The organism is Promicromonospora iranensis (genome assembly GCF_028994775.1).
Classification (GTDB): domain Bacteria; phylum Actinomycetota; class Actinomycetes; order Actinomycetales; family Cellulomonadaceae; genus Promicromonospora; species Promicromonospora iranensis_A.
In genome coordinates this window covers 223,195-247,165 of the sequence record NZ_JAJQMN010000008.1, presented here as the reverse complement: position 1 = coordinate 247,165, position 23,971 = coordinate 223,195, and the positions used below count along the sequence as shown (strand labels likewise).

The 23,971-nt window shown below is 71.9% G+C and carries 22 protein-coding genes and 1 riboswitch; of the genes, 9 read left to right on the top strand and 13 right to left on the bottom strand.

Features of this window, described 5'->3' with window-relative positions; all coding sequences use genetic code 11:
* Window positions 1-4 precede the first annotated feature (4 nt).
* Window positions 5-1,303, bottom strand: coding sequence for an MFS transporter (locus LUU90_RS16885; RefSeq protein WP_275004876.1), 1,299 nt, complete (start codon window positions 1,301-1,303; stop codon window positions 5-7).
* On the bottom strand, window positions 1,300-2,289 hold the full coding sequence (locus tag LUU90_RS16880) for a malate dehydrogenase (RefSeq protein ID WP_275004761.1): 990 nt from the start codon (window positions 2,287-2,289) through the stop codon (window positions 1,300-1,302). Before LUU90_RS16880 ends, LUU90_RS16885 begins: the two co-directional genes overlap by 4 nt.
* A 244-nt stretch (window positions 2,290-2,533) precedes the next feature.
* Here LUU90_RS16880 and LUU90_RS16875 point away from each other — a divergent pair, with 244 nt between their 5' ends.
* Together LUU90_RS16875 and LUU90_RS16870 are read left to right on the top strand one after the other, a co-directional pair.
* Window positions 2,534-3,490, top strand: coding sequence for an MIP/aquaporin family protein (locus LUU90_RS16875; protein ID WP_275004759.1), 957 nt, complete (start codon window positions 2,534-2,536; stop codon window positions 3,488-3,490).
* Window positions 3,491-3,644: 154 nt separating this feature from the next.
* Window positions 3,645-4,820 carry a septum formation family protein gene (locus LUU90_RS16870; RefSeq protein WP_275004758.1) on the top strand — a complete coding sequence of 392 codons (1,176 nt, stop codon included), beginning with the start codon at window positions 3,645-3,647 and terminating at the stop codon, window positions 4,818-4,820.
* A gap of 125 nt (window positions 4,821-4,945) precedes the next feature.
* Here LUU90_RS16870 and LUU90_RS16865 read toward each other — a convergent pair whose 3' ends face one another.
* Entirely contained in the window at window positions 4,946-5,392 is a 447-nt protein-coding gene (locus LUU90_RS16865) for a DUF3017 domain-containing protein (protein ID WP_275004757.1), read from the bottom strand.
* Between the two features lie 109 nt (window positions 5,393-5,501).
* Between LUU90_RS16865 and LUU90_RS16860 the strand changes: the two genes are divergently transcribed.
* Both LUU90_RS16860 and LUU90_RS16855 read left to right on the top strand, forming a co-directional pair.
* Complete coding sequence (locus LUU90_RS16860; RefSeq protein WP_275004756.1) at window positions 5,502-6,896, top strand: NAD(P)/FAD-dependent oxidoreductase; 1,395 nt, start codon at window positions 5,502-5,504, stop codon at window positions 6,894-6,896.
* 159 nt (window positions 6,897-7,055) lie between these two features.
* Complete coding sequence (locus tag LUU90_RS16855; RefSeq protein WP_275004755.1) at window positions 7,056-8,087, top strand: hypothetical protein; 1,032 nt, start codon at window positions 7,056-7,058, stop codon at window positions 8,085-8,087.
* A 134-nt stretch (window positions 8,088-8,221) separates the two neighbouring features.
* On the opposite strand, the gene purH is transcribed toward LUU90_RS16855, so the two are convergent.
* Window positions 8,222-9,862, bottom strand: coding sequence for a bifunctional phosphoribosylaminoimidazolecarboxamide formyltransferase/IMP cyclohydrolase (gene purH, locus LUU90_RS16850; protein ID WP_275004753.1), 1,641 nt, complete (start codon window positions 9,860-9,862; stop codon window positions 8,222-8,224).
* 33 nt (window positions 9,863-9,895) lie between these two features.
* Window positions 9,896-9,982: riboswitch (ZMP/ZTP riboswitch) on the bottom strand.
* A 14-nt stretch (window positions 9,983-9,996) separates the two neighbouring features.
* Complete coding sequence (locus tag LUU90_RS16845) at window positions 9,997-10,422, bottom strand: pyridoxamine 5'-phosphate oxidase family protein (RefSeq protein ID WP_275004751.1); 426 nt, start codon at window positions 10,420-10,422, stop codon at window positions 9,997-9,999.
* A gap of 81 nt (window positions 10,423-10,503) precedes the next feature.
* Here LUU90_RS16845 and LUU90_RS16840 point away from each other — a divergent pair, with 81 nt between their 5' ends.
* Window positions 10,504-11,439 (top strand): AraC family transcriptional regulator, encoded by a 936-nt coding sequence (locus LUU90_RS16840; protein WP_275004750.1) that lies wholly within the window; start codon window positions 10,504-10,506, stop codon window positions 11,437-11,439.
* A gap of 36 nt (window positions 11,440-11,475) precedes the next feature.
* Here the strand turns inward: LUU90_RS16840 and LUU90_RS16835 are convergent, their stop codons facing one another.
* Window positions 11,476-12,096 carry a TetR/AcrR family transcriptional regulator gene (locus tag LUU90_RS16835; protein ID WP_275004748.1) on the bottom strand — a complete coding sequence of 207 codons (621 nt, stop codon included), beginning with the start codon at window positions 12,094-12,096 and terminating at the stop codon, window positions 11,476-11,478.
* A 60-nt stretch (window positions 12,097-12,156) separates the two neighbouring features.
* Here LUU90_RS16835 and LUU90_RS16830 point away from each other — a divergent pair, with 60 nt between their 5' ends.
* Entirely contained in the window at window positions 12,157-13,188 is a 1,032-nt protein-coding gene (locus LUU90_RS16830) for an SDR family NAD(P)-dependent oxidoreductase (protein WP_275004746.1), read from the top strand.
* Window positions 13,189-13,194: 6 nt separating this feature from the next.
* Here LUU90_RS16830 and LUU90_RS16825 read toward each other — a convergent pair whose 3' ends face one another.
* Window positions 13,195-14,538: an MFS transporter gene (locus LUU90_RS16825; protein WP_275004745.1), complete on the bottom strand. Its 1,344-nt coding sequence runs from the start codon at window positions 14,536-14,538 to the stop codon at window positions 13,195-13,197.
* Between the two features lie 82 nt (window positions 14,539-14,620).
* Here LUU90_RS16825 and LUU90_RS16820 point away from each other — a divergent pair, with 82 nt between their 5' ends.
* Window positions 14,621-15,199 (top strand): winged helix-turn-helix domain-containing protein, encoded by a 579-nt coding sequence (locus LUU90_RS16820; RefSeq protein WP_275004744.1) that lies wholly within the window; start codon window positions 14,621-14,623, stop codon window positions 15,197-15,199.
* A 34-nt stretch (window positions 15,200-15,233) separates the two neighbouring features.
* Here LUU90_RS16820 and LUU90_RS16815 read toward each other — a convergent pair whose 3' ends face one another.
* From LUU90_RS16815 to LUU90_RS16790, 6 genes are all read right to left on the bottom strand, one after another.
* The gene (locus LUU90_RS16815) at window positions 15,234-16,898 is read right to left on the bottom strand and encodes a BCCT family transporter (protein ID WP_275004743.1); all 1,665 of its coding nucleotides are present in this window, start codon (window positions 16,896-16,898) and stop codon (window positions 15,234-15,236) included.
* A gap of 117 nt (window positions 16,899-17,015) precedes the next feature.
* Window positions 17,016-17,660, bottom strand: a complete 645-nt coding sequence (purN, locus tag LUU90_RS16810; RefSeq protein WP_275004742.1) for a phosphoribosylglycinamide formyltransferase — start codon at window positions 17,658-17,660, stop codon at window positions 17,016-17,018.
* 10 nt (window positions 17,661-17,670) lie between these two features.
* On the bottom strand, window positions 17,671-19,281 hold the full coding sequence (locus LUU90_RS16805; protein WP_275004741.1) for a cell division protein PerM: 1,611 nt from the start codon (window positions 19,279-19,281) through the stop codon (window positions 17,671-17,673).
* A 304-nt stretch (window positions 19,282-19,585) separates the two neighbouring features.
* Complete coding sequence (gene sucD, locus LUU90_RS16800) at window positions 19,586-20,482, bottom strand: succinate--CoA ligase subunit alpha (protein WP_275004739.1); 897 nt, start codon at window positions 20,480-20,482, stop codon at window positions 19,586-19,588.
* Between the two features lie 39 nt (window positions 20,483-20,521).
* Window positions 20,522-21,688, bottom strand: a complete 1,167-nt coding sequence (gene sucC, locus LUU90_RS16795) for an ADP-forming succinate--CoA ligase subunit beta (RefSeq protein ID WP_275004738.1) — start codon at window positions 21,686-21,688, stop codon at window positions 20,522-20,524.
* 200 nt (window positions 21,689-21,888) lie between these two features.
* Entirely contained in the window at window positions 21,889-22,968 is a 1,080-nt protein-coding gene (locus LUU90_RS16790) for an extracellular catalytic domain type 1 short-chain-length polyhydroxyalkanoate depolymerase (RefSeq protein WP_275004737.1), read from the bottom strand.
* 174 nt (window positions 22,969-23,142) lie between these two features.
* Here LUU90_RS16790 and LUU90_RS16785 point away from each other — a divergent pair, with 174 nt between their 5' ends.
* Complete coding sequence (locus tag LUU90_RS16785; RefSeq protein ID WP_116673717.1) at window positions 23,143-23,352, top strand: helix-turn-helix domain-containing protein; 210 nt, start codon at window positions 23,143-23,145, stop codon at window positions 23,350-23,352.
* Complete coding sequence (locus LUU90_RS16780; protein WP_275004735.1) at window positions 23,352-23,894, top strand: Clp protease N-terminal domain-containing protein; 543 nt, start codon at window positions 23,352-23,354, stop codon at window positions 23,892-23,894. The genes LUU90_RS16785 and LUU90_RS16780 overlap by 1 nt, the downstream gene beginning before the upstream one ends.
* Window positions 23,895-23,971 lie beyond the last annotated feature (77 nt).

The following is a 23,971-nucleotide window of genomic DNA, read 5'->3' as shown; positions in this document are numbered from 1 at the left end:
GATATCAAGATACCTGAGGGTGCCGCGCGGTCCTGAATCGCGAGATCCCGAGCAGCACCGCCACAAGCGTGAACCCGGCCACGCCCAGCCACAATGCCGGCCGGTAACCGAGGTGGTCGGCGAGCAGCCCGCCCGCCGGTGCGCCGATGACCAGCATCGCGCGGTTCATGCTCCGGATGGTCGTGTTCGTCCGCGCCTGGAGGCGGTCGGGTGTCACCGCCTGGCGATAGCCCATCGAGTTCGCGTTCTCGAGCCCCATCCCCAGCCCGTACAGCCCTTGGCCGACGGCGATGGTCGCCACCGTGAGCCAGGTCGCCGACGCACCCGCTCCGCCCGACGGCGCGAGCGCGATGATCGCCCACGCCGGCGCCATGGCCGCCTGCGCGACGACGACGGTCGGGCCCGCTCCCCAGATCCGGCCGGCCCGCTCGGAGAGCAGGGCACCCGCCAGCCCGGCCACGCCCGCCGCCGCGAGCGCCAGCCCCAGCTGGAACGCCGAGAGGCCCAGCCCCACCAGCGCGAACGGGGCGAGCACGGTGGTCACGATGCCGTTGCAGAGGAACCAGCCGTGCGTCGCCAGCGCCAGGGGCGCGAGCATCGTGTGCCGGTACACCCAGCGCATGCCCTCGCGGATGTCGCCGAGCAGTCGCCGGGCGCCGATCCGCACACCGCCGCCGCAGGCCCTCTCGATGTCGCGGTTGGTGCCCGGCTCGGGCACGTTCGCGCGCCACACCGCGAACGCGGCGAACAGATAGGTCACCGCGTCGACGAGCACGGCGAGCGGAGCGCCCAGCGCCGTCGTGAGCGCGCCGCCGATCGCCGGCCCGGAGGCCTGCGCGACCGCGCCGGTCTGGTCCAGGCGGGCGTTCGCCCGGACCAGAGCGACGCGCGGCACGAGGCGGGGCAGGAAAGACTGCGACGCGGCGTCGTTGAGCAGCGACGCCAGCCCGAGCACCACCATGAACCCCACGAGCACTGGGATGTTCAGCACCCCGGCCCACCACAGCAGCGGCACGGACCCGAGCAGGAGCCCACGGACCAGGTCGGTGGTGATGAGCAGCGGCCGGCGTCTCCAGCGGTCGACCACTGCGCCCAGCACCAGGCCGAGCACGAGGTACGGGACCCAGCGCGCCGCGTTCACCACGCCGAGCTCGGTCGCGCTCGCGCCGAGGGTGACCAGCACCAGCACCTGCAGTGCGATGCCCGTGACGTACGTGCCCAGCTCGGAGACGGCCTCGCCGGCCCAGAACCACCCGAAGGCCCGCCCGAGCGTCTCGTCCCGGCCCGGGCGGGAGCGGGTCAGATGAGGCCCAGCGAGCGGACGGCGTCACGCTCCTCGGTCAGCTCGGCGACGCTCGCGTCGATCCTGGCGCGGGAGAACTCGTCGATCTCCAGGCCCTCGACGACCTTCCACTCGCCGGTGCCGTCCGAGGTCACGGGGAACGAGGAGACGATCCCCTCAGGGACTCCGTACTCGCCGGAGGACCACAGGCCCGCCGACGTCCAGTCGCCCTCGGGCGTGCCGAGCGTCCAGTCGCGGACGTGCGCGATCGCCGCGTTCGCCGCCGACGCCGCCGACGAGGCCCCGCGTGCCTGGATGATCGCCGCGCCCCGCTTGGCCACCGTCGGGATGAAGTCGTCGGTGAGCCAGCTCGTGTCCGCGGCGATCTCGGCGCCGGGCCGTCCGCCCACCTCAGCGTGGAACAGGTCGGGGTACTGCGAGGCGGAGTGGTTGCCCCAGATCGTGAGCTTCTTGATGTCCGCGACGGGGGTTCCCGTCTTGGCGGCCACCTGCGAGAGCGCGCGGTTGTGGTCCAGGCGGGTCATCGCGGTGAACCGCGTGGCCGGGACGTCCGGCGCGTTCGTCGCCGCGATGAGCGCGTTGGTGTTCGCGGGGTTGCCGACCACGAGCACCCGGACGTCGGCGGCGGCGCCCTCGTTGATGGCGCGGCCCTGCGGGCCGAAGATGCCGCCGTTGGCCTCCAGCAGGTCGGCGCGCTCCATGCCCGCGCCGCGCGGTCGGGCGCCGACGAGGAGCGCCACGTTGACCCCGTCGAAGGCCTTGACCGGGTCGTCGAAGATCTCGACGCCGGCCAGGGTCGGGAAGGCGCAGTCGTCGAGCTCCATCGCCGTGCCTTCCGCGGCGGCGACGGCCTGGGGGATCTCGAGCAGGCGGAGCCGTACTGGCGTGTCCGCGCCGAGCATCTCGCCCGCGGCTATGCGGAAGAGGAGCGCGTACCCGATCTGGCCAGCGGCTCCGGTGACGGTGACATTCACGGGTTCAGTCATGGCCCCACTCTTGCACCGACCGGCCCGGCTCGCCCAGCCCCCACGCAACATCCGCGTGCCGCGGTGCCGACCGCCCGATACCGGTCCCGGACGGCGCCATCGAGGTGAGCGGGCGTACGGTGAAGAAAATACCTGCGTCCATACAGGTTTTGCCCAGCCAGGTAATGGCAGGATGTGCGCGACATCGCACGCACGCCGCCATGACGCGCACCGTACGGGTGCGCCACTGAAAGGATCTGTCTTCATGTCCCAGGACCTCGCCGCGACCCGCGGCGTCACCGAGGTCGAGGAGCGGTCTCCGAGCCTGCTCTCCCGCCTGCTCGCCGAGACCTTCGGCACCTTCCTGCTGACGCTCGTGATCGTGGGAGTGCTCGTCTACAGCCCGCTGAACTCCGTCGGAGGCCTCGGCGTCGCGCTCGCCGGTGCCTTTGCCTACATCGCGGGCGCCGCTGCCGTCGGCCGCGTCTCGGGTGCGCACTTCAACCCTGCGATCTCGCTGGGCGCCTGGCTCGGTGGCCGCATCTCGGTGCGCGACATGTTCGCCTACTGGGGTGCGCAGCTCGTCGGCGCCATCCTCGCCGCCGGGGTGCTGTTCGCGACGTTCCCCACGGCGCTCGTCGACCTGCTCAAGGGTCAGAACCCCGAGATCGTGAACATCCCGTCCGTCTTCGGCTCCGCCGTGAACGGCTTCGGGGAGAACTCCCCGCTCTACCTGCAGACCCAGGGCGGGGCCCAGTTCGACTGGTTCCCGGCCCTTCTGGTCGAGGTCATCATCTCCGCGGTGCTCGTCGGCGTGTACCTCGGCGCCTACGACCGCCGCCGCTCGGTCATCGGTTACGGCCCGGCCGCCGTCGGTAGCGCCATCGCGGCACTGACGATGATCTCGTGGTTCATCACGAACTCCGGCATGAACCCGGCCCGTTCCACCGCCGCCGCGCTCTTCGCGAACGAGTGGGGCCAGCTCTGGCTGTTCTGGGTCGCCCCGCTCGTCGGTGCCGCCCTGGCCGCTCTCTTCTACCGCGCGTTCGCCTCGAGCGACGTCGAGGAGGCCGACGAGCTCGAGCTCGACGAGGACGACGAGGACGACTTCGTCGTGGTCGAGGAGACGGAGGTCGTCACCGTGGAGGAAACCCCCGAGGCCGAGGCAGCCGACGTGACGGCCACGCCTGAGCCCGAGAAGAAGGCCGACGACAAGGCCTGATCCACCGCAGCACCTGCTCGACGCCGGGGTCGCACCTTCGTACAGGAGGTGCGGCCCCGGCGTCGTGCGTGCTCTGTGTCCCGTTCGCGGAGACCGTGCGCCGATCAGCCGCCGTTTGCCGGGCTGCCGCTTCCCGGCACTACGATCCCGGATCATGGCCGACACGAAGCAGACACCCGGTGACGAGCCGGAACCGGCTACGAAGCCCGGGACGGCCGAAGCGGCAGACGACGCCGCGGACCCCACGGACGACGCGGCCCCCGAGAGCCCTGCGGACGACGCGGACGGCCCGGACCCCGCAGATCCTGCCATCGCGGTGTCCGTCGAGCAGGCGGCCGACTCCGACGACGACCCCGGGGACCCCGACGACCTCGACGACCTCGACGACCTCGACGACCTCGACGAGCAGCCCACCGGCCCGTACCCGACCCGGGTGGGCTGGGTGGTGGCCGCGTTCCTGCTCTTCTGGCCGCTCGCGATCCCCGCGCTCGTGCTCTCGATGCGCACCGCCGAGGCGAACGGCACGGGGAACGCCCGCCGCGCGAAGAAGTCCTCCGTCCGCGCCCTCGACTTCGCCCTGGGGGCCGTCACGGTCGGCGTGGTCGGTATCGTCGGGCTGGCGGTCGGCATCGCGGTCGCACCCACCTACGCGTCGTCGCTCCCCCAGGGCTTCGTGTCGGCGGCACGTTCGTTCGTCCCACCGGCCCTGGCGGGCCCGCTCGGCATCACCCTGCCCGACGACGGCGCCGGCCTCGCCGCGCCCACGTCGCCCGCCACTCCGATCGGCGATCCCTCCGCGACCGCCGATCCCTACGAATCCGACCCCTACGCCTCGGACCCGTACGCGGAGGCCCCCGTGGACGACCCGGCGCAGCGCCCGACGCCCGAGGCCGGCGACGAGGCGGAGCCGTCCGGCGAACAGACCCCGTCGTCGGACACGACGGCGACGGCCGGGGCCGAGATCCCCGACCTGGCCGTGGGCGACTGCTTCGACACGTCCGCGACGTCGGGCCAGACCACGCTGTACCGGATACCGGTGGTGCCCTGCACCACCGCGCACGGCGGCGAGATCTACGCCGAGACGACGGCGCCGGACAACCTCGCGAGGAACGGGCAGGCACCCACGCAGCAGGCGCTGTGGGACGCCGCGGACGCGTACTGCTACCCGGAGTTCACCAAGTTCGTCGGCATGCGGTGGGCCAGGTCGGAGCTGCTGTACTGGCCGATCGCGCCGTCGGAGCAGAGCTGGGCCGAGGGTGACCGACGCATCCTCTGCGTCGTCGAGTCGGAGAACCCGGTCACGGGTTCGCTCAAGGGCGCGGACCGCTGACCTGTCGGCCGTCGACTCGGACGGCGGCCGACGTCCAGTGACCGCCACCGGGCGCGGCCGCCGCAGGCGTCAGACGTTGCCGGTCAGATGCTGCCGGTCAGATGCTGCCGGTCAGATGCTGCCGGTCAGATGCTGGGTGTCGCCACGGCGAGGACACCGATCAGCACGGCGGTCGCGCCGTACAGCACGATGTCGACGGTCCGCGTGCGGATGACGAGCCCGACCGGGCTGTCGAGCACCGCGCGGAAGATCGCGCAGACCACGAGGACCACACCGATGCCGATCGCGCCCGCGCGGGCCCCGGCGGTCATGCCGAGCAGCACCGACAGGGCGACACCGAGCAGCACCAGCCAGATCGCGAGGTTGCTCCGTTGCGGCTCGGATGTCATGTCGGAGTCCTCGCCGCTGAATGTCTCACTGCGGTCGAGCTCCTGGCTGGTCGTCGTGGTGGCCGTGGTCAGACGTGCCTCTCCGGTGGGTTCGAGCGTAGCCGTTCCGGCGGTGACCGGCTCGAGGAGCGTCGTAGCGCCACCCGGTGCGCCGGAGGCAGTCCGCGTCTCACTGAGATCCACGGCACGAGGGTACAACCGAAACGTCGCGATTCTGCAGAGCCGTGACCTGCTTGCAACCTGAATACCAGCGCGTTCCCAGGTTGGCGGCTTGCGAGCTACCGTGAGATCCATGCCCACGCCTTCAGCACAGATCCTCAGCAGCGTCGTCATCGTGGGTGCGGGACTGGCCGGTGCGCAAACCGCCGCGGCGTTGCGAAAGCACGGTTTCGACGGACGCGTGACGCTGCTCGGCGCGGAGGGCCTGCCGCCCTACGACCGGCCTCCGCTGTCCAAGGAGCTGCTCAAGCGCACCGAGCCGCTCTGGCTCGCCGACGACCTCGGTATCGACCTCGCCGCCCTCACCGACGACCTCCGGCTCGCCGACCCGGCGGTCCGCCTCGAGGTGGACCGGGAACGCGTGGTGGTGCGGACGGCGTCCGGCGACGACGTGGTGGCCGACGCGGTCGTGCTCGCCGTCGGCAGCGAGCCGGTGCGGCCGGAGGGCTGGGACGCCGCCGTCACCCTGCACACGGCAGCGGACGCGGAGCGGCTGCGTGCGGCCCTCGTCCCCGGCATGCGGCTCGTCGTGGTGGGCGCAGGCTGGATCGGGGCCGAGGTCGCCGGCGTCGCCGCGGGCGCCGGCGCGCGCGTCACGGTCGTCGAGGCGGGGCCGGTACCGCTGGAGCGGCAGCTCGGCCGACGCGTGGGTGCCCTGCTCGCCCCCTGGTACGACGCCGCCGGTGTCACCCTGGTCACGGGCGTCGCCGTCGACCAGGTGCTGCCCAGGCTGCAGGAGGGTGCCCAGGACGGCGCGCGCGTGACGCTGGCCGACGGGCGGGTGCTCGAGGCCGACGTGGTCCTGGCGGCCGTCGGCGCGCGGCCGGCGTCGGGCTGGCTGGCCGGCTCGTTGCCCCGCGAGTCGAGCGGCGGGCTGCGAGTCAACCGCGCGGGCCGGTTCATGGGGCTGCGGTCCCCCACGGACCCGGCGGGCGGGCTGCACCTCGACGCGCTGCGCCGCGTGTGGGCGGTGGGCGACATCGCGACACGGGAACATCCGGTGTTCGGCCCGGTGCCCGGCGGGCACTGGTCGGCGGCCCTGCACGATCCCGACGTCACCGTCCGGGCGCTGCTCGGCCTCGACGAGCGTGCCGCCGAGCCGGAGCACGTCCGGTCGCGGCTCGGGCTCGCCTCGATACCGACGCACGCGCCGTACGTCTTCTCGCAGCAGCTGGGGCACGCCCTGGCGCTGTTCGGCGCCCCGTCCCCGTTCGACGAGGTGGTGCTGCGGGGCGACCCCGCGGCGTCGGGCGGCTGGGCGGTGCTCTACCTGGAGAACGCGCTGGACCGGCATCCCCGCCGTACCACGGACGGCCACCGGATCGCGACCGCCCGGGCGGTGCTGCTGGTCGACTCGCCCCGTGAGGTGGGGCAGGTGCGCAAGCTGATGAACCGGGGCGTGCCGCTGGAGCTGGACCTGGAGCGCGCCCTGGACCCGTCGATCAAGCTCAAGGATGCCGTCATCTGACAGGCACCACCCCACCCCCTTCGAGGTCTAACTTTCTCCGCTCTGAACCGATTCAGAACGGAGAAAGTTAGACCTCGAAGAGGCCGAGCGTGGTTGGTTGTCCACAGGCCTGCTAGCTGTCCGGCGTTTTTGATGTGGGTTGCATGTTGATATTGGGGCATGCGACCGCTCAAGCCTCTGCCCGCGCAGCTGGATGTCATCGCGTCCGGGCAGGAAGGACTGGTCTCCTCCGCCCAGCTCGACGCGATGGGCGTGGACGCCTCGTGGCGGTACCGGCTGGTTCGCCAGTGCCGCCTGACCCGCGTCACACACGGTGTGTTCGACACCGACCTGGTTCCTCCTGAGCAGAGGTCACGCGCAGACGTTCTGGATCACCTTCGCCGACGTCCCGCGTGGCTCGGCCTCCTGGCGGGCGGCCCCGGCTCGACGGCGATCGGCATCGGCGCTCTCGCGTTGCACGAGGTCAAAGGCCTTCCGCGCACCGTTCGGCCCGAGGTGGTCGCTCCGGACGGAAAGTGGCGGCCGCCGCGGGACGGCATCGTGTTCCGCAAGATCAGCGCCATGGTCACGGTGACGTTCGGCGACACGTTCCGGATCGCCACCGTCACGCATGCGCTCGCGCGCGGCATCGTGCAGATGCGGCGGGACGACGCGGTCGCCGTGATGGACGATCTGCTGCGCACCCGGAAGGCCACTGCCGACGACCTTGCCCGCGCGCACGAGCTCGCACGCGGACACCGGGACGTCGAGGCGACACATCCCTGGTGGCGCCTGGCGGACGGTCGTGCGGAGTCGCCGCTCGAGTCCGTGGCACGGCTGGCCTGCCTCGATGCCGGGATCCCGCCCGACACCCTCCAGCTCGTCGTCCTGGACGCGAACGGCAACCTCCTCGGCCGGATCGACCTCGCCTGGCACCTTCCTGACGGGAGCTGGCTCCTCGTCGAGATCGACGGGGCCGAGGTGCACAGCGCGCCCGAGGCCGTCTACCGCGACCGGAGCAGGCAGAACTCGCTGGTGTCGGCCGGTGGCTCGAAGCTCCTTCGCTTCACGGCCAAGGACCTCCGCTCCCGCATGGTCACGACGCTGTCCGCGCTGCTCCGCCAGGCCGGCTGGTCGGCCGGGACCTACACCGACGACGGCCGGCCAGCCATCCTCGGCACCCCGCCGGCCGGCCGTGGCCGCCTCCTTTGAGCTCTGCGGCCGTCTCCTTCGAGGTCTAAGTTTCTCCGTTCTGAAACGGTTCAGAACGGAGGAACTTAGACCTCGAAGTGGGGGGCGATGACGGGGGCGGACGACGACCGCGGGGCGGCCGACAGCGGCCGACGTCAGTGGGCGAAGTGGCGGGTGCCCGTCAGGTACATCGTGATGCCGGCCGCCTCGGCGGCCTTGATGACCTCTTCGTCGCGGATCGAGCCGCCCGGCTGCACGACGGCGGCCACCCCGGCGTCGAGCAGCACCTGCAGGCCGTCCGCGAACGGGAAGAAGGCGTCCGACGCCGCCACGGCGCCCCGTGCCCGCTCGGCGCCGTCGGCCAGGGTGTTGGCGCGCTCCACCGAGAGCCGGCACGAGTCCACCCGGTTCACCTGGCCCATGCCGATGCCGACCGCCGCGCCGTCCTTGGCCAGGAGGATCGCGTTCGACTTGGCGGCCCGCACGGCCTTCCACGCGAAGACGAGGTCGGCGAGGACCTCGGGGGACGCGGCCTCGCCGGTCGCCAGGGTCCAGTTCTCCGGGGCGTCGCCGTCGGCCTGGAACCGGTCGGTCGCCTGCATGAGCAGCCCGCCCGAGATCGGCCGGGTCTCGACGGCGGCCGACGGCGCCTCGGGGACGACCAGCAGCCGGATGTTCTTCTTGGCCCGCAGGATCTCGAGCGCCTCCGGCTCGAAGCCGGGTGCCACGACGACCTCGGTGAACACCGGGGCGATCTGCTGCGCCGCGGCCGCCGTGATCACGCCGTTGGCCGCGATCACGCCGCCGTACGCGCTGACCGGGTCGGTCGCGTGGGCCCTGGCGTGCGCCTCGGCGATGTCGGCGCCGACGGCGATGCCGCACGGGTTGGCGTGCTTGATGATCGCCACGGCGGGTCCCTCGTGGTCCCAGGCGGCCCGCCATGCGGCGTCGGCGTCGACGTAGTTGTTGTAACTCATGGCCTTGCCGTGCAGTTGCTCGGCCTGGGCCAGGCCCGCTGCCCCGTCGCCACGCGTGTAGAGGGCGGCGCGCTGGTGCGGGTTCTCGCCGTAGCGGAGCACGTCCGACCGGTCCCAGGTGCCGCCGACCCAGGCGGGGAAGCCGGAGCGCCGCGGCTCGCCGTCGACCGTCACCTCGTCCGTGGGCGACACGACGCTGCTCATCCACGAGGCCACGGCGACGTCGTACGTCGCGGTGTGCACGAACGCCTCGGCGGCGAGCGCCTTGCGCTGCGCGTAGGTGAACCCGCCCGCGCGGACGGCGTCGACGACGGCGGAGTAGGCCTCCGGGTCGACGACGACGGCGACCGACGGGTGGTTCTTCGCCGCGGCGCGGACCATGGACGGGCCGCCGATGTCGATCTGCTCGACGACGGCGTCCGGCTCGGCACCCGACGCGACGGTGGCCGCGAACGGGTAGAGGTTCACGACGACCAGCTCGAACGGCTGGATCTCGAGCTCCACGAGCTGGGACAGGTGGTCCTGCTTGCGGGTGTCGGCCAGGATGCCGGCATGCACCCGCGGGTGCAGGGTCTTGACCCGGCCCTCGAGGCACTCCGGGAACCCGGTGAGGTCCTCGACGGGCGTGACGGGGATGCCGGCGTCTGCGATCCGCGACGCGGTGGAGCCGGTGGAGACCAGCTCGACCCCGGCGCCGTGCAGCGCCGTGGCGAGCTCGATCAGGCCGGTCTTGTCGTAGACGCTCAGCAGGGCACGCCGTACGGGGCGCTGCGAGTCGTCGGTGAGCTGGACATCAGGTGTGGACGGGGCGCCGGACATGGCGGTTCTCCTCGGAGGTAGCTTCGCGGAAAACCCTGGCACCCAGGCGGGCGGCGCGCATCACGGGTCGCTCGGCCGCTCCCCGGTGGTGACCCACCCTCGCCAGTCACGGCCACGGGCAGTCTAGCCGGACGTCAGTACGCGTAGCGGTGCACGGTCTCCGGATGGATGACGACGCGGACCAGCTCGCCGCCCAGGATCGCCGCGAGGCTTCTGGCCCGGGCCGGGTCGTCGAGGTCCCAGTAGCGGGCCGCGAGCCGGGTGACCAGGTCGGACACCCCGTCAGCCTCCACGGTGGTGCGGCCGGCGACGGAGATCCAGCGTTCGCGCTCCCCCACGGGTGCGGCGACGACCAGCGAGGCACGTGGGTCGCGGGCCAGCCGCCGCATCTTCACCGAGCCAGGCTCCGTGAAGAACTGGACGGTGCCCTCCGCGGTGGCCTCGAACCACAAGGGCCGGGGCTGGGGTGGCTGCGTCCCGCTCGCGACGGACAGGAATCCGTGCAGGGGGCGGGCGAGGAACTCGAGGTCCTCGGGGGTCAGGCTCGCGCTGTGGGTCATGACAGTGATTCAACGGGATCTGTCCGGACGAATCCATAGGCAAGGAGCCGGATCACCTGTGTGATCGTCTAACCTCTGTGCATGGACGCGCTCAGTGACCTCTTCCGCGGGATGCGGGCGCACGGCTCGTTGTTCGGCAGCTCGACCTTGTCCCCGCCATGGGCGCTGGACTTCGTGGACGGCGCGCCACTGACCCTGTGCACGGTTATCGGGGGCGGCGGCTGGATCATGCCGGAGGGCCGGGCACCGGTACGGCTCGGGGCCGGCGAGACCGTCGCCGTGCGAGGCCCCGCTCCGTTCCTGTTCGTCGACGAGGTCGGCACCACCGCCGAACCGGTCGCGTGCGGCGAGCACTGCACGACACCCGAGCAGGGCGGCACGCGGTACCGACGCGGCTGGACGGACTGCGGCGACGGCACGACGACGCTGATCGTCGGCGCCTATCCCGTGGACGGCGAGATCAGCCGCCGGCTGCTCGACGCGCTCCCGGTCGTGCTGAGCGTGGGCGCGGGCGGGGCCGGCGACGCCATCCTGGAACACCTCGCGACCGAGGTCGCCATCGACGCACCGGGCCAGCAGGTGGTGCTCGACCGACTGCTGGACTGGATGCTGGTCTGCACGCTGCGCGAGTACTTCGACCGGGCCGGCGGCGAGGCCCCTGCCTGGTACGCCGCCCAGCGCGACCCCGTGGTCGGTGACGCCCTGCGTCTCCTGCACGCCGAGCCGGCAGCCCCCTGGTCGGTCGCCACGCTGGCCGGCCGCACCGGCGTGTCGCGGTCCACGCTGGCCAAGCGGTTCGCGGACCTGGTCGGTGAACCGCCGCTGACCTACCTCACCCGCTGGCGCATGACGCTCGCCGCAGACCTGCTGACCGAGCGGGAGACAGCGACGATCGCCGAGGTCGCCCGGCTGGTTGGCTACTCCGACGCGTTCTCCTTCAGCGCGGCGTTCAAGCGGGTCCGCGGCGTCAGCCCAAGTGCGTTCCGGCGTACCGGAGCGCTCGCGCGGACCGCCTAGCCCGCAGGCGGCCGGCGGGCCCGGGAGGGCGACCCGTCACGCCGGTGCGTCCGGGATCCGCACCGCGAACCCCAGCAGCTCCCAGGCCCGCGACGCCCGCGACACCCGGTCGGCCACGCCGACGCCGGACAGCCCGCCGGCCACCATCGAGACGGCCAGCAGCAGGTCGTCCGACGTCGTCCCGGGCGGGACGTCGCCCGCCGCCACCGCGCCCTCCAGCCGGGTCCCCAGCGCGGTGGTGACCCGCTCGCCCAAGCCGTGGAGCCGCCCGTCGGGCACGCCCGACCTGACCAGGTCCACGAACCCCACCGAGTCGACGGCGTGCCGCGTGACCAGCCCGAGCAGGTCGGGCAGCCCGACGCCGGGGGCCTCCGCGAGCTCCTCGACGGCGACCACCTGCTCCTCGAAGACCGCCACCACGAGGTCCACCCGCTCCGGGAAGTGCCGGTAGAGGCTGCCCTGACCGACACCCGCACGCTTGGCGACGGCGCTCAGCGGCGCACCGGTCCCCTCGGACCCGAAGACCTCGCGAGCCGCGGCCAGCAGCGCGGCGCGATTGCCCGCCGCGGCCCGCGGGCCGCGGTTGGGCGCTCCCCCACGGCGCGCGGGGACGCGTGGGACGTCGCCACGTCTGGGGTCGCGAAGCACACCGGTCATGGGCCTATCCTAGATACCGGACAGTGTTGTCCGGTATCTATTCCGTCCGAGGAGCACACCATGGCACTGACCGTTCACTCCACCGTCGGCGAGTGGCTCGACCACCCCGTCGGTGGCCAGATCCTCGCCGGCGTCCTCGCCCAGGGCGGCGCGACCCCTGACTCGCTCGCGCCCGCCCGCAGCCTGCCGCTGGAGCAGCTGGTGGCACTGTCGGGGGGCAAGTTCCCGGCCGCGGCGCTCGACGCCCTGATCGCCGCCTACCGGGAGGCGGCTCCCGACGAGGCCGCCCAGGCGGACACCGAGGGCGTGCAGCCGACCGGCTGGGCGGAGCAGATCACACCGGGCCGCTTCACCGGCCAGACGGTCGTCGTCACCGGCGCCGCCTCCGGCATCGGCCGTGCCGTCGCGTCCCGGGTCGCACGCGAGGGCGGGCGGGTCATCGCCGCGGACATCTCCGCGGAGAAGCTGGACGAGCTCGCAGCCACGCTGACCGACCTGCCGGCCGGAGCCGAGATCGTCCCGGTCGCCGGCGACATCTCCGACCAGGCCGACGTCGAGCGCATGGTCCACGCCGCGGGCGACCGGGTGGACGCGCTGGCCAACGTCGCCGGCATCATGGACGACATGTCGGCGATCCACGAGGTCACCGACACCCTCTGGGAACGCGTGCTGCGCGTGAACCTCGAGGGCACGATGCGGCTCACCCGCGCCGTCGTCCCTGGCATGCTGGCGGCGAAGGAGGGCCGCATCGTCAACGTCGCCTCGGAGGCGGGCCTGCGCGGCTCGGCCGCCGGCGTCGCCTACACGGCCTCCAAGCACGCCGTGGTCGGCCTGACCAAGTCGAACGCCGTCATGTACGCGAAGCACGGCATCCGGACCAACGCCGTGGCACCCGGCGGCGTCGCCACCGGCATCCCCGTGCCGGGCCAGGCGGAGTTCGGCGCCCCCGTCCTGCGTCCCCACCAGATCAACATCCTGAGCCTCGCGACGGCGGAGGAGCTCGCCGCCTCCATCACCTTCCTCCTGTCGAAGGACTCCGTGAACCTCAACGGGGCGATCATCGCCTCGGACGGCGGCTGGGCCGCGGTCTGACGCACCTCAGGTGGCCGACGGCGGGGTCGCCGTCGGCCACTCGATCACGTCGGCCGCCCAGGTGTCCGGGAGGCCGACGCGCCACAGAGGCCGCACGAGGAACAGCGCGAGGAACAGGACGATCAGGGACGCGGCGAACACCCACATCGCGGCGGCGATGCCGAGCTCCGCGAGCAGCAGGCTGCCCGCGAGCGGGGCGACGGGTCCCGCCACCAGCCCGGTCAGCCCGAGGGTCGCGGACATGCGGCCCTGCATGCTGCCCGGTGTGATCGCCGTGACGTAGGAGAGCATCCCGGCGTTGAGCGCCGGGGCGAACAGCATCATCCCGGTCAGCGCGGCGACGAATCCCCAGTACGTCGGGAACACAGCCATCGCGATGACGGCGACCGCCGAAGCCCCGAGGGCCAGCGCGGTCAGGGCGCCCACTCGAACCCTCCGGATGAGGCGTCCGGCAAGGACCGAACCAGCCAGGACCCCCACGCCGACCGCCGTGTAGACGAGCCCCACGAGCGCCGGATCGGTACCGTCCCGCACGAGATGCAGGTTGATGGCGATCATCATGCCGTTGACCACCACGTTGACCAGGATGAACAGGCCGAGGACGCTGCGGAACAGCGGGACGCCGAACACGAATCGGAGCCCCTCGCGCAGGGACGTGAGCGGGTGCTCCGCCCGTGCCGACGCCAGATCGCCGTTGAGCGGCCGCCGCACCATGGAGGTGGTCACGACCACCACCAGCCGCCCCGCGGCCGAGACCAGGAACGGCAGCACGCTGCTGATGCCGTAGAGCAGCCCACCGACCGGTCCGGACAGCAGGGTCGCTGCCGCGTCCCGCCCCTGCGCCACGGCCATGGCCTGACCGAGCTGCTCCTTCGGCACCACGGCGTGCAGGGCGGCAGTCCCCGCCGGGTCCAGCAGCGAGCCCACCGCCGAGGACACGAAGAGCACCCCGGCCAGGTGCGGCCCGGTGACCGACAGACCGTCCACCAGCCCTGCGAGCACCACGCTGAGCCACGCTGCCGCCGCCACGGCAGCCCCGACGATGATGAGCCGACGCCGGTCCACCCGGTCCACGATCACACCGGCCGGCAGTGCCATGACCATCGACCCGAGCCGCCCCACAAAGGCGATCAGGCCCGCCTGCACCACGGAGCCGGTGACGGCATAGGCAAGCAGCGGAACAGCGAGCGCACCGATCGCGTCGCCGACGTCCTCGGCCGTCGCGCCGGTCAGGAGCAACCGGTACGGCCGGTTCCGCCAGAGGCTCGTCGGTGGCGCCGAGGCGCCGGCACCGCCCCCGGCAGCGCGCTCAGCCGCGCGGATCGCGTCCGCCGCCCGTTCCGTCGTCATCGCGTCAGGCTATGTTCCGCAATCATATGTGCGCAATCAAAGTTGCGCATTAGTCGGTGCGGGACCTTGTTAGCCTGACGCGATGGCCTCGAAGGAACCGCTCCACATCACCGACCCGGAGACCCTGCGCGCCATGGCGCACCCGCTGCGGCAACGGATCCTGGTGGAGCTCAACGTCCGCGAGCACGCGCGCGCCGCCGATCTCGCCAAGGCGCTCGGCGAGCCCGCGAACTCGATCAGCTTCCACCTGCGCGTGCTCGCCCGGCACCGCTTCATCGAGGAGGCACCAGAGCTCGCCCGCGACAAGCGCGACCGGGTGTGGCGGCCCGTGGTGGAGCAGTTCGTGATCGACCGCGACATCGCAGGTGCCGAGCGTGCGATCGCCCCGTACACGCGATGGTTGCGCGACATGTTCCTGCGTGACCGGAACGTCCCAGGAGAGAAGGAGAACTTCTACGAGGGGGCCGCCGGCGCGGCCTTCCTCACGCGCGACGAGGCCGAGCAGATGTCGGCCGAGCTCACGGCTGTGCTGGAGAAGTGGTGGGACAGGACCGGGGCAGCCAAGCGGGCCGACCCCGACGACCCGGAGCGGAAGTACTACCAGATCGTCCTCGCCGTCGGCCCGCGCGACCTGCAGGGCGACCCCGCCCCGGAGGGCTGAGCGCCGTCCGGAACCGCGACGAAGATCCGAACCGCTACGAACGGTTCTCGATATGTTCCGCCACCCGCTCCGCGAACCATTCGCGCTGCTTCTGCAACCGGACCTTCTGCTCCTTGAGGAGTGCCTTGGCCGTTGACACCGCCAGCAGGATCAGCACGACGCTGAACGGCAGCGCGAGCAGGATCGCCATCGTCTGCAAGGCGCTCAGCGGGTCGATGCCCGCGTCAGGATTGGCCGCTGCGGCCCGGGCGCCCACGACGAGCAGGACCGCCGCGACCGCACCCTCGACGGAGGCCCAGAAGGCGCGGCTCCACCGGGGCGGGTCAAGGTCGCCGCCCGAGGAGAGCATGTCCACGACGAACGACGCCGAGTCCGAGCTCGTGACGAAGAAGATGACGATCAGGGTGATCCCGAGAACGCTCAGGATCGTCGCGCCGGGAAGCGTGTCGAACAGCTGGAACAGCGCGGTGTTCGTGCTCACGGTTCCGTCGTCGGCGATCAGGCCGCCGTCACCGAAGACCTCCTGGTACAGGGCGCTCCCGCCCAGCACCGAGAACCAGAGGAAGGTCACCAGGGTGGGCACGAGGAGCACACCGGTCACGAACTGGCGGATCGTGCGGCCCTTGGAGATGCGGGCGATGAAGACACCGACGAAGGGCGCCCAGCTCATCCACCAGCCCCAGTAGAACGTGGTCCAGCTACCGAGCCACGCCGCGCCCTCCTCCTGGAACGGCCGGGCGTTGAAGGTGAGCATGAAGAAGTTCTGCAGGTACGAGCCGACCTGGGTGACGAAGTCGCTCAGGATGAACACGGTAGGGCCGGCGATCAGGACGAACACCAGGATCGCCGCGGCGAGGCCCATGTTGATGTTGGACAGCCACTTGATGCCCTTGTCCACACCCGTGACCACCGAGGTCACGGCCAGCGCCGTGATGACGATGATCAGGGCGACGAGCATCCACGTGGTGGGCTCGTCGATGACCTCGAGATAGCCGAGCCCCGCACCGATCTGGGTCACGCCCAGGCCGAGCGACGTCGCGACGCCGAACAGGGTGCCCAGCACCGCGATCACGTCGATGACGTCGCCCCAGAAACCCTGGACGCGGTCGCCGAGCAAGGGCTTGAGCGCCCAGCGGATCGAGACGGGATTGCCCAGGCGGTGCACCGAGTAGGCGATGGCAAGGCCGACGACCACGTAGATGGCCCAGGCGTGCAGGCCCCAGTGCAGGAACGTGACGTCCATGGCCGAGCGGGCCGCGGCCGCCGGTGTGCCGGCGCTGGCTCCCGGGGGCGTGACGCTGTAGTGGTTGAGCGGCTCGGCGACGCCCCAGAAGACCAGGCCGATGCCCATGCCGGCGGCGAACAGCATGGCGAACCACGAGCCGAGCTTGAACTCCGGCTCGTCGTTGGGGTCCTTGCCGAGCACGATGGTGCCCATCGGCGAGACCGCGATCCAGATGGCGAAGAAGACGCAGGCCGCGACCAGGCCGATGTAGTACCAGCCCAGGTCCTGCACCACGGTTTCGTTCGCCGTGGCGATCAGGTCGCCCATCTGCTCCGGGATGATCGCGGTGATCACCACGAACGCGAGCAGCAGGCCGGCCGCCGGGTAGAAGACCCCCGGCGCGGGGATCAGCTTGCGCCTGCCGGTCGCCCCGGGGGGAGCGTCCTTCGTGCTCGTGGTGTGCTCGTCCGACATGTGCTGCCCTTCGGTGGGAGTGCTTCTCACCCGATCGGAGTCATCACCGAAATGCGAATCTTCCGAGGATCGACCCGACCACCGTATCGAGCCGGTCGTCCGCGTGCTTCCCGAGCGTCACCGGCCGATCGAGGCCTTCCGACCCGCCACGTACAGGCCCTCACGGGCGATCCGGCCGACGGTCTCGACGAGCAGCGCGCGCTCGGCGACCTTGATCCGCTCGGTCAGGGCGGGCTCGTCGTCCCCGTCGAGGACCGGCACGGCCGTCTGCGCGATGATCGGCCCGGTGTCCACGCCGTCGTCGACCAGGTGCACGGTGCAGCCGGTGATCTTGACGCCGTGGGCGAGCGTGTCCCGCACGGGGTGCGCGCCGGGAAAGCTGGGCAGGAGGGCCGGGTGCGTGTTCATCATCCGGCCCTCGAACTTCCGCACGACGCTCGGGGCGAGGATGCGCATGAAGCCCGCCAGGATCAGGTAGTCCGGCTGGAAGACCGAGACCGCTTCGAGCACACCGTCGTTCCAGGCCGCGCGGTCGTCGAAGTCCTTCATCGCGACGACGGCGGAGGCCACGCCGGCGTCCCGCGCCAGGTCGAGCGCACCCGCCGTCGGCCGGTCCGACACGACGCCGACCACGCGTGCGCCGTACGACGCCTCCCCATGGGCGGCGAGCAGGGCGGCGAGGTTGGACCCACCACCCGAGGCGAGCACCACGAGGCGCTTGGCGGAACTGGACTCGACGGGGTGACCGGAGGGCGTCTGCACGGACCCCAGCCTACTTTCCCGGGCCGGTCCCGCTCGCCTTGCCGGCCGGCTCTCCGCTCGCCTCGCCGCTCGCTCCAGCGGTCGGCTCGCCGGTCGACCCGCCCGACGATCCGACGCCGGAGCCGTCCGTCGATGCGGCCTCGGCCGGCGCCGCGCCATCGGCGCGTTCCTCCGTGGCCAACCCGAGCTCGGCCGCCAGGTCGGCCACCTCCGGCGCCCGGCCGTCGGGTTCGTCGTCCGGCTGCGCCATGACCGGTGCGGTGGGCCGCAACCACGCGGTCAGGCCGTCACCGATCTCACCGCGCCGGGACACCACGTCCAGCTTGGCGCCGAGCAGCACGGCGGCCGCTCCCCCGCCGACCTCCGCGGCCACCAGGCCGCCGGTCACCAGCGGGTCGGCGCCGATGTCGGACAGCCGGCCCGGGCCGCCCGCACCCGCCGCCACCCACTGCCCGACCAGCAGGACGACGCCCGGGGCGAGGACGATCCCGCCGAGCACCCAGCCGACGTCGGACCAGCGGACCAGCGTCGGCTCGAGCCGGCGCCAGGCGAACAGGCCCGCCGCCACGCCGCACGCCACCACGAGCACCGGCGACCAGGCGCTGACGGGGTTGGCCCAGTCCTCGCCGGGCAGCGCCCCGAGCAGCGGGATCGCGGGCAACGGTCCGGAGATCGTGCCGAACGGCGTGAAGCTGGTCCCCTCGCCGACGGCGAAGCCCGGCCCCGCGAGCCAGGCGACCGCCCACAGCACGACATTGGGCAGCAGCGCGAGCTGTGCCACGGCGAACACGACCCCACCGGTCCAGCCGGGTTCGAGGGAGGTGATGATGTCCGACGAGGTGGCGCGCCCGGCCAGCGCCCACGCCGCCACCAGGAGTGCCGCGCCGCCGATCAGGAGCGCGACGACGACCGCCCCGGCCCGCAGCCCGAGCCGCAGCGTCGGGGGCACCAGGTCCAGGCCGGTGAGCCGGTGGGCCAGCACCTCGGCCCGCTCACCGATCTCGGCGGCGGTCGGCGCGTCCGGGCGGGCCAGGATGCCGAGCGCCATGCCGAGCCCGCCCACGACCAGGCCGGCCAGCGTCGCCACGGCGAGCGTCCAGCCCGGGGCGCTCCCCGCGATGGCGGCCACCGCCGTCGCGCAGAGGCCGTAGGTGACGGTGCCCGCGGCCCAGGCGGGCACGGAGGTCGTGGCGAAGCGCTTGGCCGAGACGTACGTGACGAACAGCGCGAGGGCCGCGACACCCAACGGCGCGAGGGTGACGGTGACGGCGTCAGCGGTGAGCGGGACGCCGTGGCCCAGCAGCCAGATGCCCATGGCGACGTCGACGGCCGAGCGGACCTGGGCGGCGTCGTCCGGGGCGTCGACGGCCGATGCCATGGTGGCCGTGCCCACGAGGTAGGCGACCACCGCCGGGAGGACCACGACGGCGAGCGACAGCACGAGAGCCTGACCGGCGGAGAGGACGCCGGAGACGATGTGGGACAGCGCGAACGGATCACGCTCGGCCGGGACCGGCTCCTCGACGAGCCGGCTGCGGCGGGCGGCCGGCCGGCTGGCCGGTCGGCTTGTCCGGGCGCCGGGTGTACGGGAGGCCGCGCTCGGGCGGGGTGGTGCGCTCACGACCCAATCTTCACCCGCTCGGTGCTGTCACACGGGGGACGTGCGTCGGCGTGGCCCGGGTGAACTTCGGGAAAAATCACGGCGAAGCATGGAGTTCGCGAGGGGTTCTGGTGTAGGAACGCACCTTTTGCGCACCACGGCCCGAGCCAGCCCTGGCGAGCAGAACCGTGGCGAGACAGAGCTGTGGCGAGGTAGTACCCCAGCATCAGCCGGAGTTCTACCTCGCCACAGCTCTGTCTCGCTCTCGCCCCAGTTCCTGTCTCGCCGGGGTCCTACCTCGCGGGAACGGGCGGAACGGGGTGGATCAGAGGGACTGCAGGATCTCGCGCATGAGGTCAGCGGTCTCGGACGGCGTCTTGCCGACCTTCACGCCGACGGCCTCGAGGGCCTCCTTCTTCGCCGCGGCGGTGCCGGACGACCCGGACACGATCGCACCGGCGTGACCCATCGTCTTGCCCTCGGGGGCGGTGAAGCCGGCGACGTAGCCGACGACCGGCTTCGTGACGTGCTCCTTGATGTAGGCCGCCGCACGCTCCTCGGCGTCGCCGCCGATCTCGCCGATCATGACGATCGCCTTGGTCTCCGGGTCGTTCTCGAAGGCCTCGAGCGCGTCGATGTGCGTGGTGCCGACGATCGGGTCGCCGCCGATGCCGATGGCGGTCGAGAAGCCGAAGTCCTTCAGCTCGTACATCATCTGGTAGGTCAGCGTGCCCGACTTCGACACGAGACCGATCGGGCCCTTGCCCGTGATGGTGTGCGGGGTGATGCCGGCCAGCGACTCGCCCGGGGTGATGATGCCGGGGCAGTTCGGCCCGATCATCCGGGTCTCCTTGCCCTGCAGGTACGCCCACACCTCGGCGGTGTCCTGCACGGGCACACCCTCGGTGATGACGACGAGCAGGCCGATGCCGGCGTCGATGGCCTCGATGGCCGCGTCCTTGGTGAAGGCCGGCGGCACGAAGACCACGGAGACGTCCGCGCCGGTCTCGGCCATGGCCTCCTTGACGGTGCCGAACACGGGCAGCGTCACGTCGTTGCCGTCGTGGTCCTTGTGCTGGACCGTGGTGCCTGCCTTGCGGGCGTTCACGCCGCCGACGATCGTCGCGCCGGAGTCGAGCATGAGGGCGGTGTGCTTGGCACCCATGCCGCCCGTGATGCCCTGGACGATGATCTTCGAGTCCTGGTTCAGGTAGATAGACATTGTCTCGTTGTCTCTGCTTTCGAAGTCTTCAGCGGGCGGTCAGGCGTTGGCCAGCTGGGCTGCCTTGTCGGCGCCGCCGTCCATGGTGTCGGCAAGGGTGACGAGCGGGTGGTTGCGCTCGGCGAGGATCTGGCGGCCCAGCTCGACGTTGTTGCCGTCGAGGCGGACGACCAGCGGCTTGGTGGCGTGGTCGCCCAGCAGGTCGAGGGCGCCGACGATGCCGTTCGCGACCTCGTCGCACGCGGTGATGCCGCCGAAGACGTTCACGAAGACTGCCTTGACCTGCTCGTCCCCGAGGATGACGTCGAGACCGTTCGCCATGACCTTGGCGTTCGCGCCGCCGCCGATGTCGAGGAAGTTGGCGGGCTTGACGCCACCGTGCTTCTCACCGGCGTACGCGACGACGTCCAGGGTCGACATGACCAGGCCCGCGCCGTTGCCGATGATGCCGACCTCGCCGTCGAGCTTGACGTAGTTGAGGTCGTTCTCCTTGGCCTTCGCCTCGAGCGGGTCGGCCGCGGCCGAGTCCTCGAGCTCCGCGTGGTCCGCGTGGCGGAAGCCGGCGTTCTCGTCGAGCGTCACCTTGCCGTCGAGGGCGACGATCTCGCCGTCCTCGGTCTTGACCAGCGGGTTCACCTCGACCAGCGTGGCGTCCTCGGCCTTGAACACGGTCCAGAGGCCACGGATGACCTCGGCGACCTTGCCCTTGATGTCGTCGGCGAAGCCGGCGGCGTCCACGATCTCCGCTGCCTTGGCCTCGTCGATGCCGACGGCCGGGTCGACGGCGATGCGCGCCAGTGCCTCAGGGCGCTCGACGGCCAGCTGCTCGATCTCCATACCACCCTCGACGGAGCACATCGCCAGGTAGTTGCGGTTCGACCGGTCCAGGAGCACGGAGAAGTAGAACTCCTCGGCGATCTTGGCGCCCTGGGCCACCATCACGCGGTGCACGGTGTGGCCCTTGATGTCCATGCCGAGGATCTCGCCGGCCTTCTCAGCGGTCTCCTCCGGCGAGTGGGCCAGCTTGACGCCGCCCGCCTTGCCGCGACCACCGGTCTTGACCTGGGCCTTCACGACGACAGTTCCGCCGCCCAGCTTCTCGGCGCCTTCGCGAGCCTCTTCGGGGGTCGTCGCGACAACCCCACCCAGCACGGGCACGCCGTGCTTCTCGAAGATATCGCGCGCCTGGTATTCGAACAGGTCCACCCTGCTGCGTCCTTCCATCGGGATGCGGCCCTCGGACGTCGTTGTCGCCCGGAGCCCGGCTGAAGCGATGTCTCGACGTCAAGACATCCCGGTACAGGGTAGCCCTGGATCGCCCGTGCTTCCGAACGAAGCGGCGTTATTCCGGGGCCGGCGGGAGGTGCAGTCGCGGCTCGGCAGCACGGGCGACGGGCGCGGTGCGATCACCTGCGGTAGTGGGTGAAGAACTCCCAGATCAGCTCGGTGGCGGAGACTTCCTGCGTGGCACTGCTGTCATTGCCCCCGGGCCAGCTGTGGGTGCCGCCCGTGACCTTGTAGAGCACCACGTCGGCACGCCCGCGGCATGTGGTGTACGTCTCCTTGGTGACGTGCTCGGTGACCGGCTCGACGCGCGGTCCGGTCGTGCAGCCGTTCATCCGTGCCCACGACTGCACGGCGAGCTGGGTCGTGTAACCCCAGCGCTTGTCGTTGTTGCCCTGGTAGGGGTTCACGGTGTCGGCGTCGCCGTGGAACGTGATGACGGGCACGCTGCGCCTCGGCGCGCACGACTGCAGCTCGACGGCCGACGGGTCGTCGGGCGACGGCCGGCCCGCACGCAGCCCGGCGACCGGCGCGATGGCCGCCACCTTGTCCGGCCGCGCGCACGCGTACGCCGACGCCATGCGGGCGCCACCGGAGTGCCCGGTGGCGTAGACCCGGTGCGGGTCGGCGCACCCGAGGCCCACCATCGTGTCGATCACAGCGGTGAGGAACTCGACGTCGTCACGCGTGTCCGGCGGCGGGTACTCACCGGCCGTCGTGGGCACGCCCGGCACGTTCCAGAACCAGACCTGGTCCGGGTTCGGGTCCGCCGCGGGGAGGACGCCGTTGGGCGCCACCGTGATGAAGCCCTCCGCGTCGGCGGTGAGATCGAGGTCGTTGTACGCGGAGATCGACTCCGCGTTGCCGTTGCTCGGGTGCAGGTTGAGCACCATCGGGAGGGCGGCGGCCCGGCCGTCGACGTCGGGTACGTGCACTCGGACGGGATAGGCGAGGCCGTCCAGCTCGACGTCGACCTGGCTCGTCCCCGTGGGCACCGTACAGTCCTTGCCCGCCCCGCCCGCGGCGGCCGGGCCGCGATCGGCCGCGGTGTCCGACGACGCGGTGCCGATGCTGCCGCTCCCCATCAGGTCGGCGGTCAGGTCGGCGCTGCCCGCCGTGGCCCCGTGGACCGGGCCGGCCGCTAGTGCAGTGAGTGCGGTGAGCGCGGCGATCCCGCGGCCCAGGATGCGAGTGCTGTGCATGACGACTCCCTTGTCGTGGTGCGTCCGCCGTCGGACGCCCGACGCCCCCTGGCATCGGCCGCGTCGAGATTACCCCCCGGTGACAGCGATGTCAGCAGCCTCACGACCCGAACCGCGCCAGAGGATGCGTCAACCATGGTTGACAGCCATTGAGGCGTCAACCATAGTTGACGCATGAGCCAGCAAGCACTCGTCGCATCCGCCGCCGGGGACGACCCCGCCGACGGGCTGCGCGCCGTCCGGGCCCTGCGTGAGCTGGCCGACCGCCTCGAGGCGCTCCAGGTGGAGCGTGCGCGGCGGCTCGGCTGGTCGTGGCAGGACATCGCCGGGGCGCTCGGCGTCTCGCGGCAGGCGGTCCACAAGAAGCACAACAGGAGGATCTGATGTTCGAGAGGTTCACGAAGGACGCACGCTTCGCCGTGGTCGGCGCGCAGGAGATCGCCATCGAGGCGCACAGCGGCCAGATCGACAGCCGGCACCTGCTCGTCGCTCTGGCCGAGGAGGACGGGCCGGCCCGGTCCGCCCTGACCGACAGCGGCCTCGACGTGGCCGAGCTCGTCCGGCAGGCCCGCGCGAACATCAACGCGGGCGACGCTCTCGACCCGGCCGCGCTGGCCGCCGTCGGCATCGACCTCGACGAGGTCACCCGCCGGACCGAGGCGACGTTCGGTGAGGGGGCACTGGCCCGCGCCGGGCGCATCCTGCGCGGGCGCCGCAAGCACATCCCGTTCACCCGCGACGCGAAGAAGTCGCTGGAGCTCGCGCTGCGCGAGGCGATCCGCCTGGGCTCCAAGGAGATCGACGGCGGTCACCTCCTGCTCGGGCTGACGCGTGCCGAGTCGCCGGCCCGGAGCGTCCTGTCCGGCGCCGGGGCCGACATCGAGCAGGTCCGCAACCTCGCGGAGGGCAAGAGCGCGGCGGCGTGACGCCGTCCCCCTCCGACTCCCGCAGCCCAGCGATCGGGCCCGAAAGGCCGCGGAGTCCGGGCGCAATCCCTGGGCTG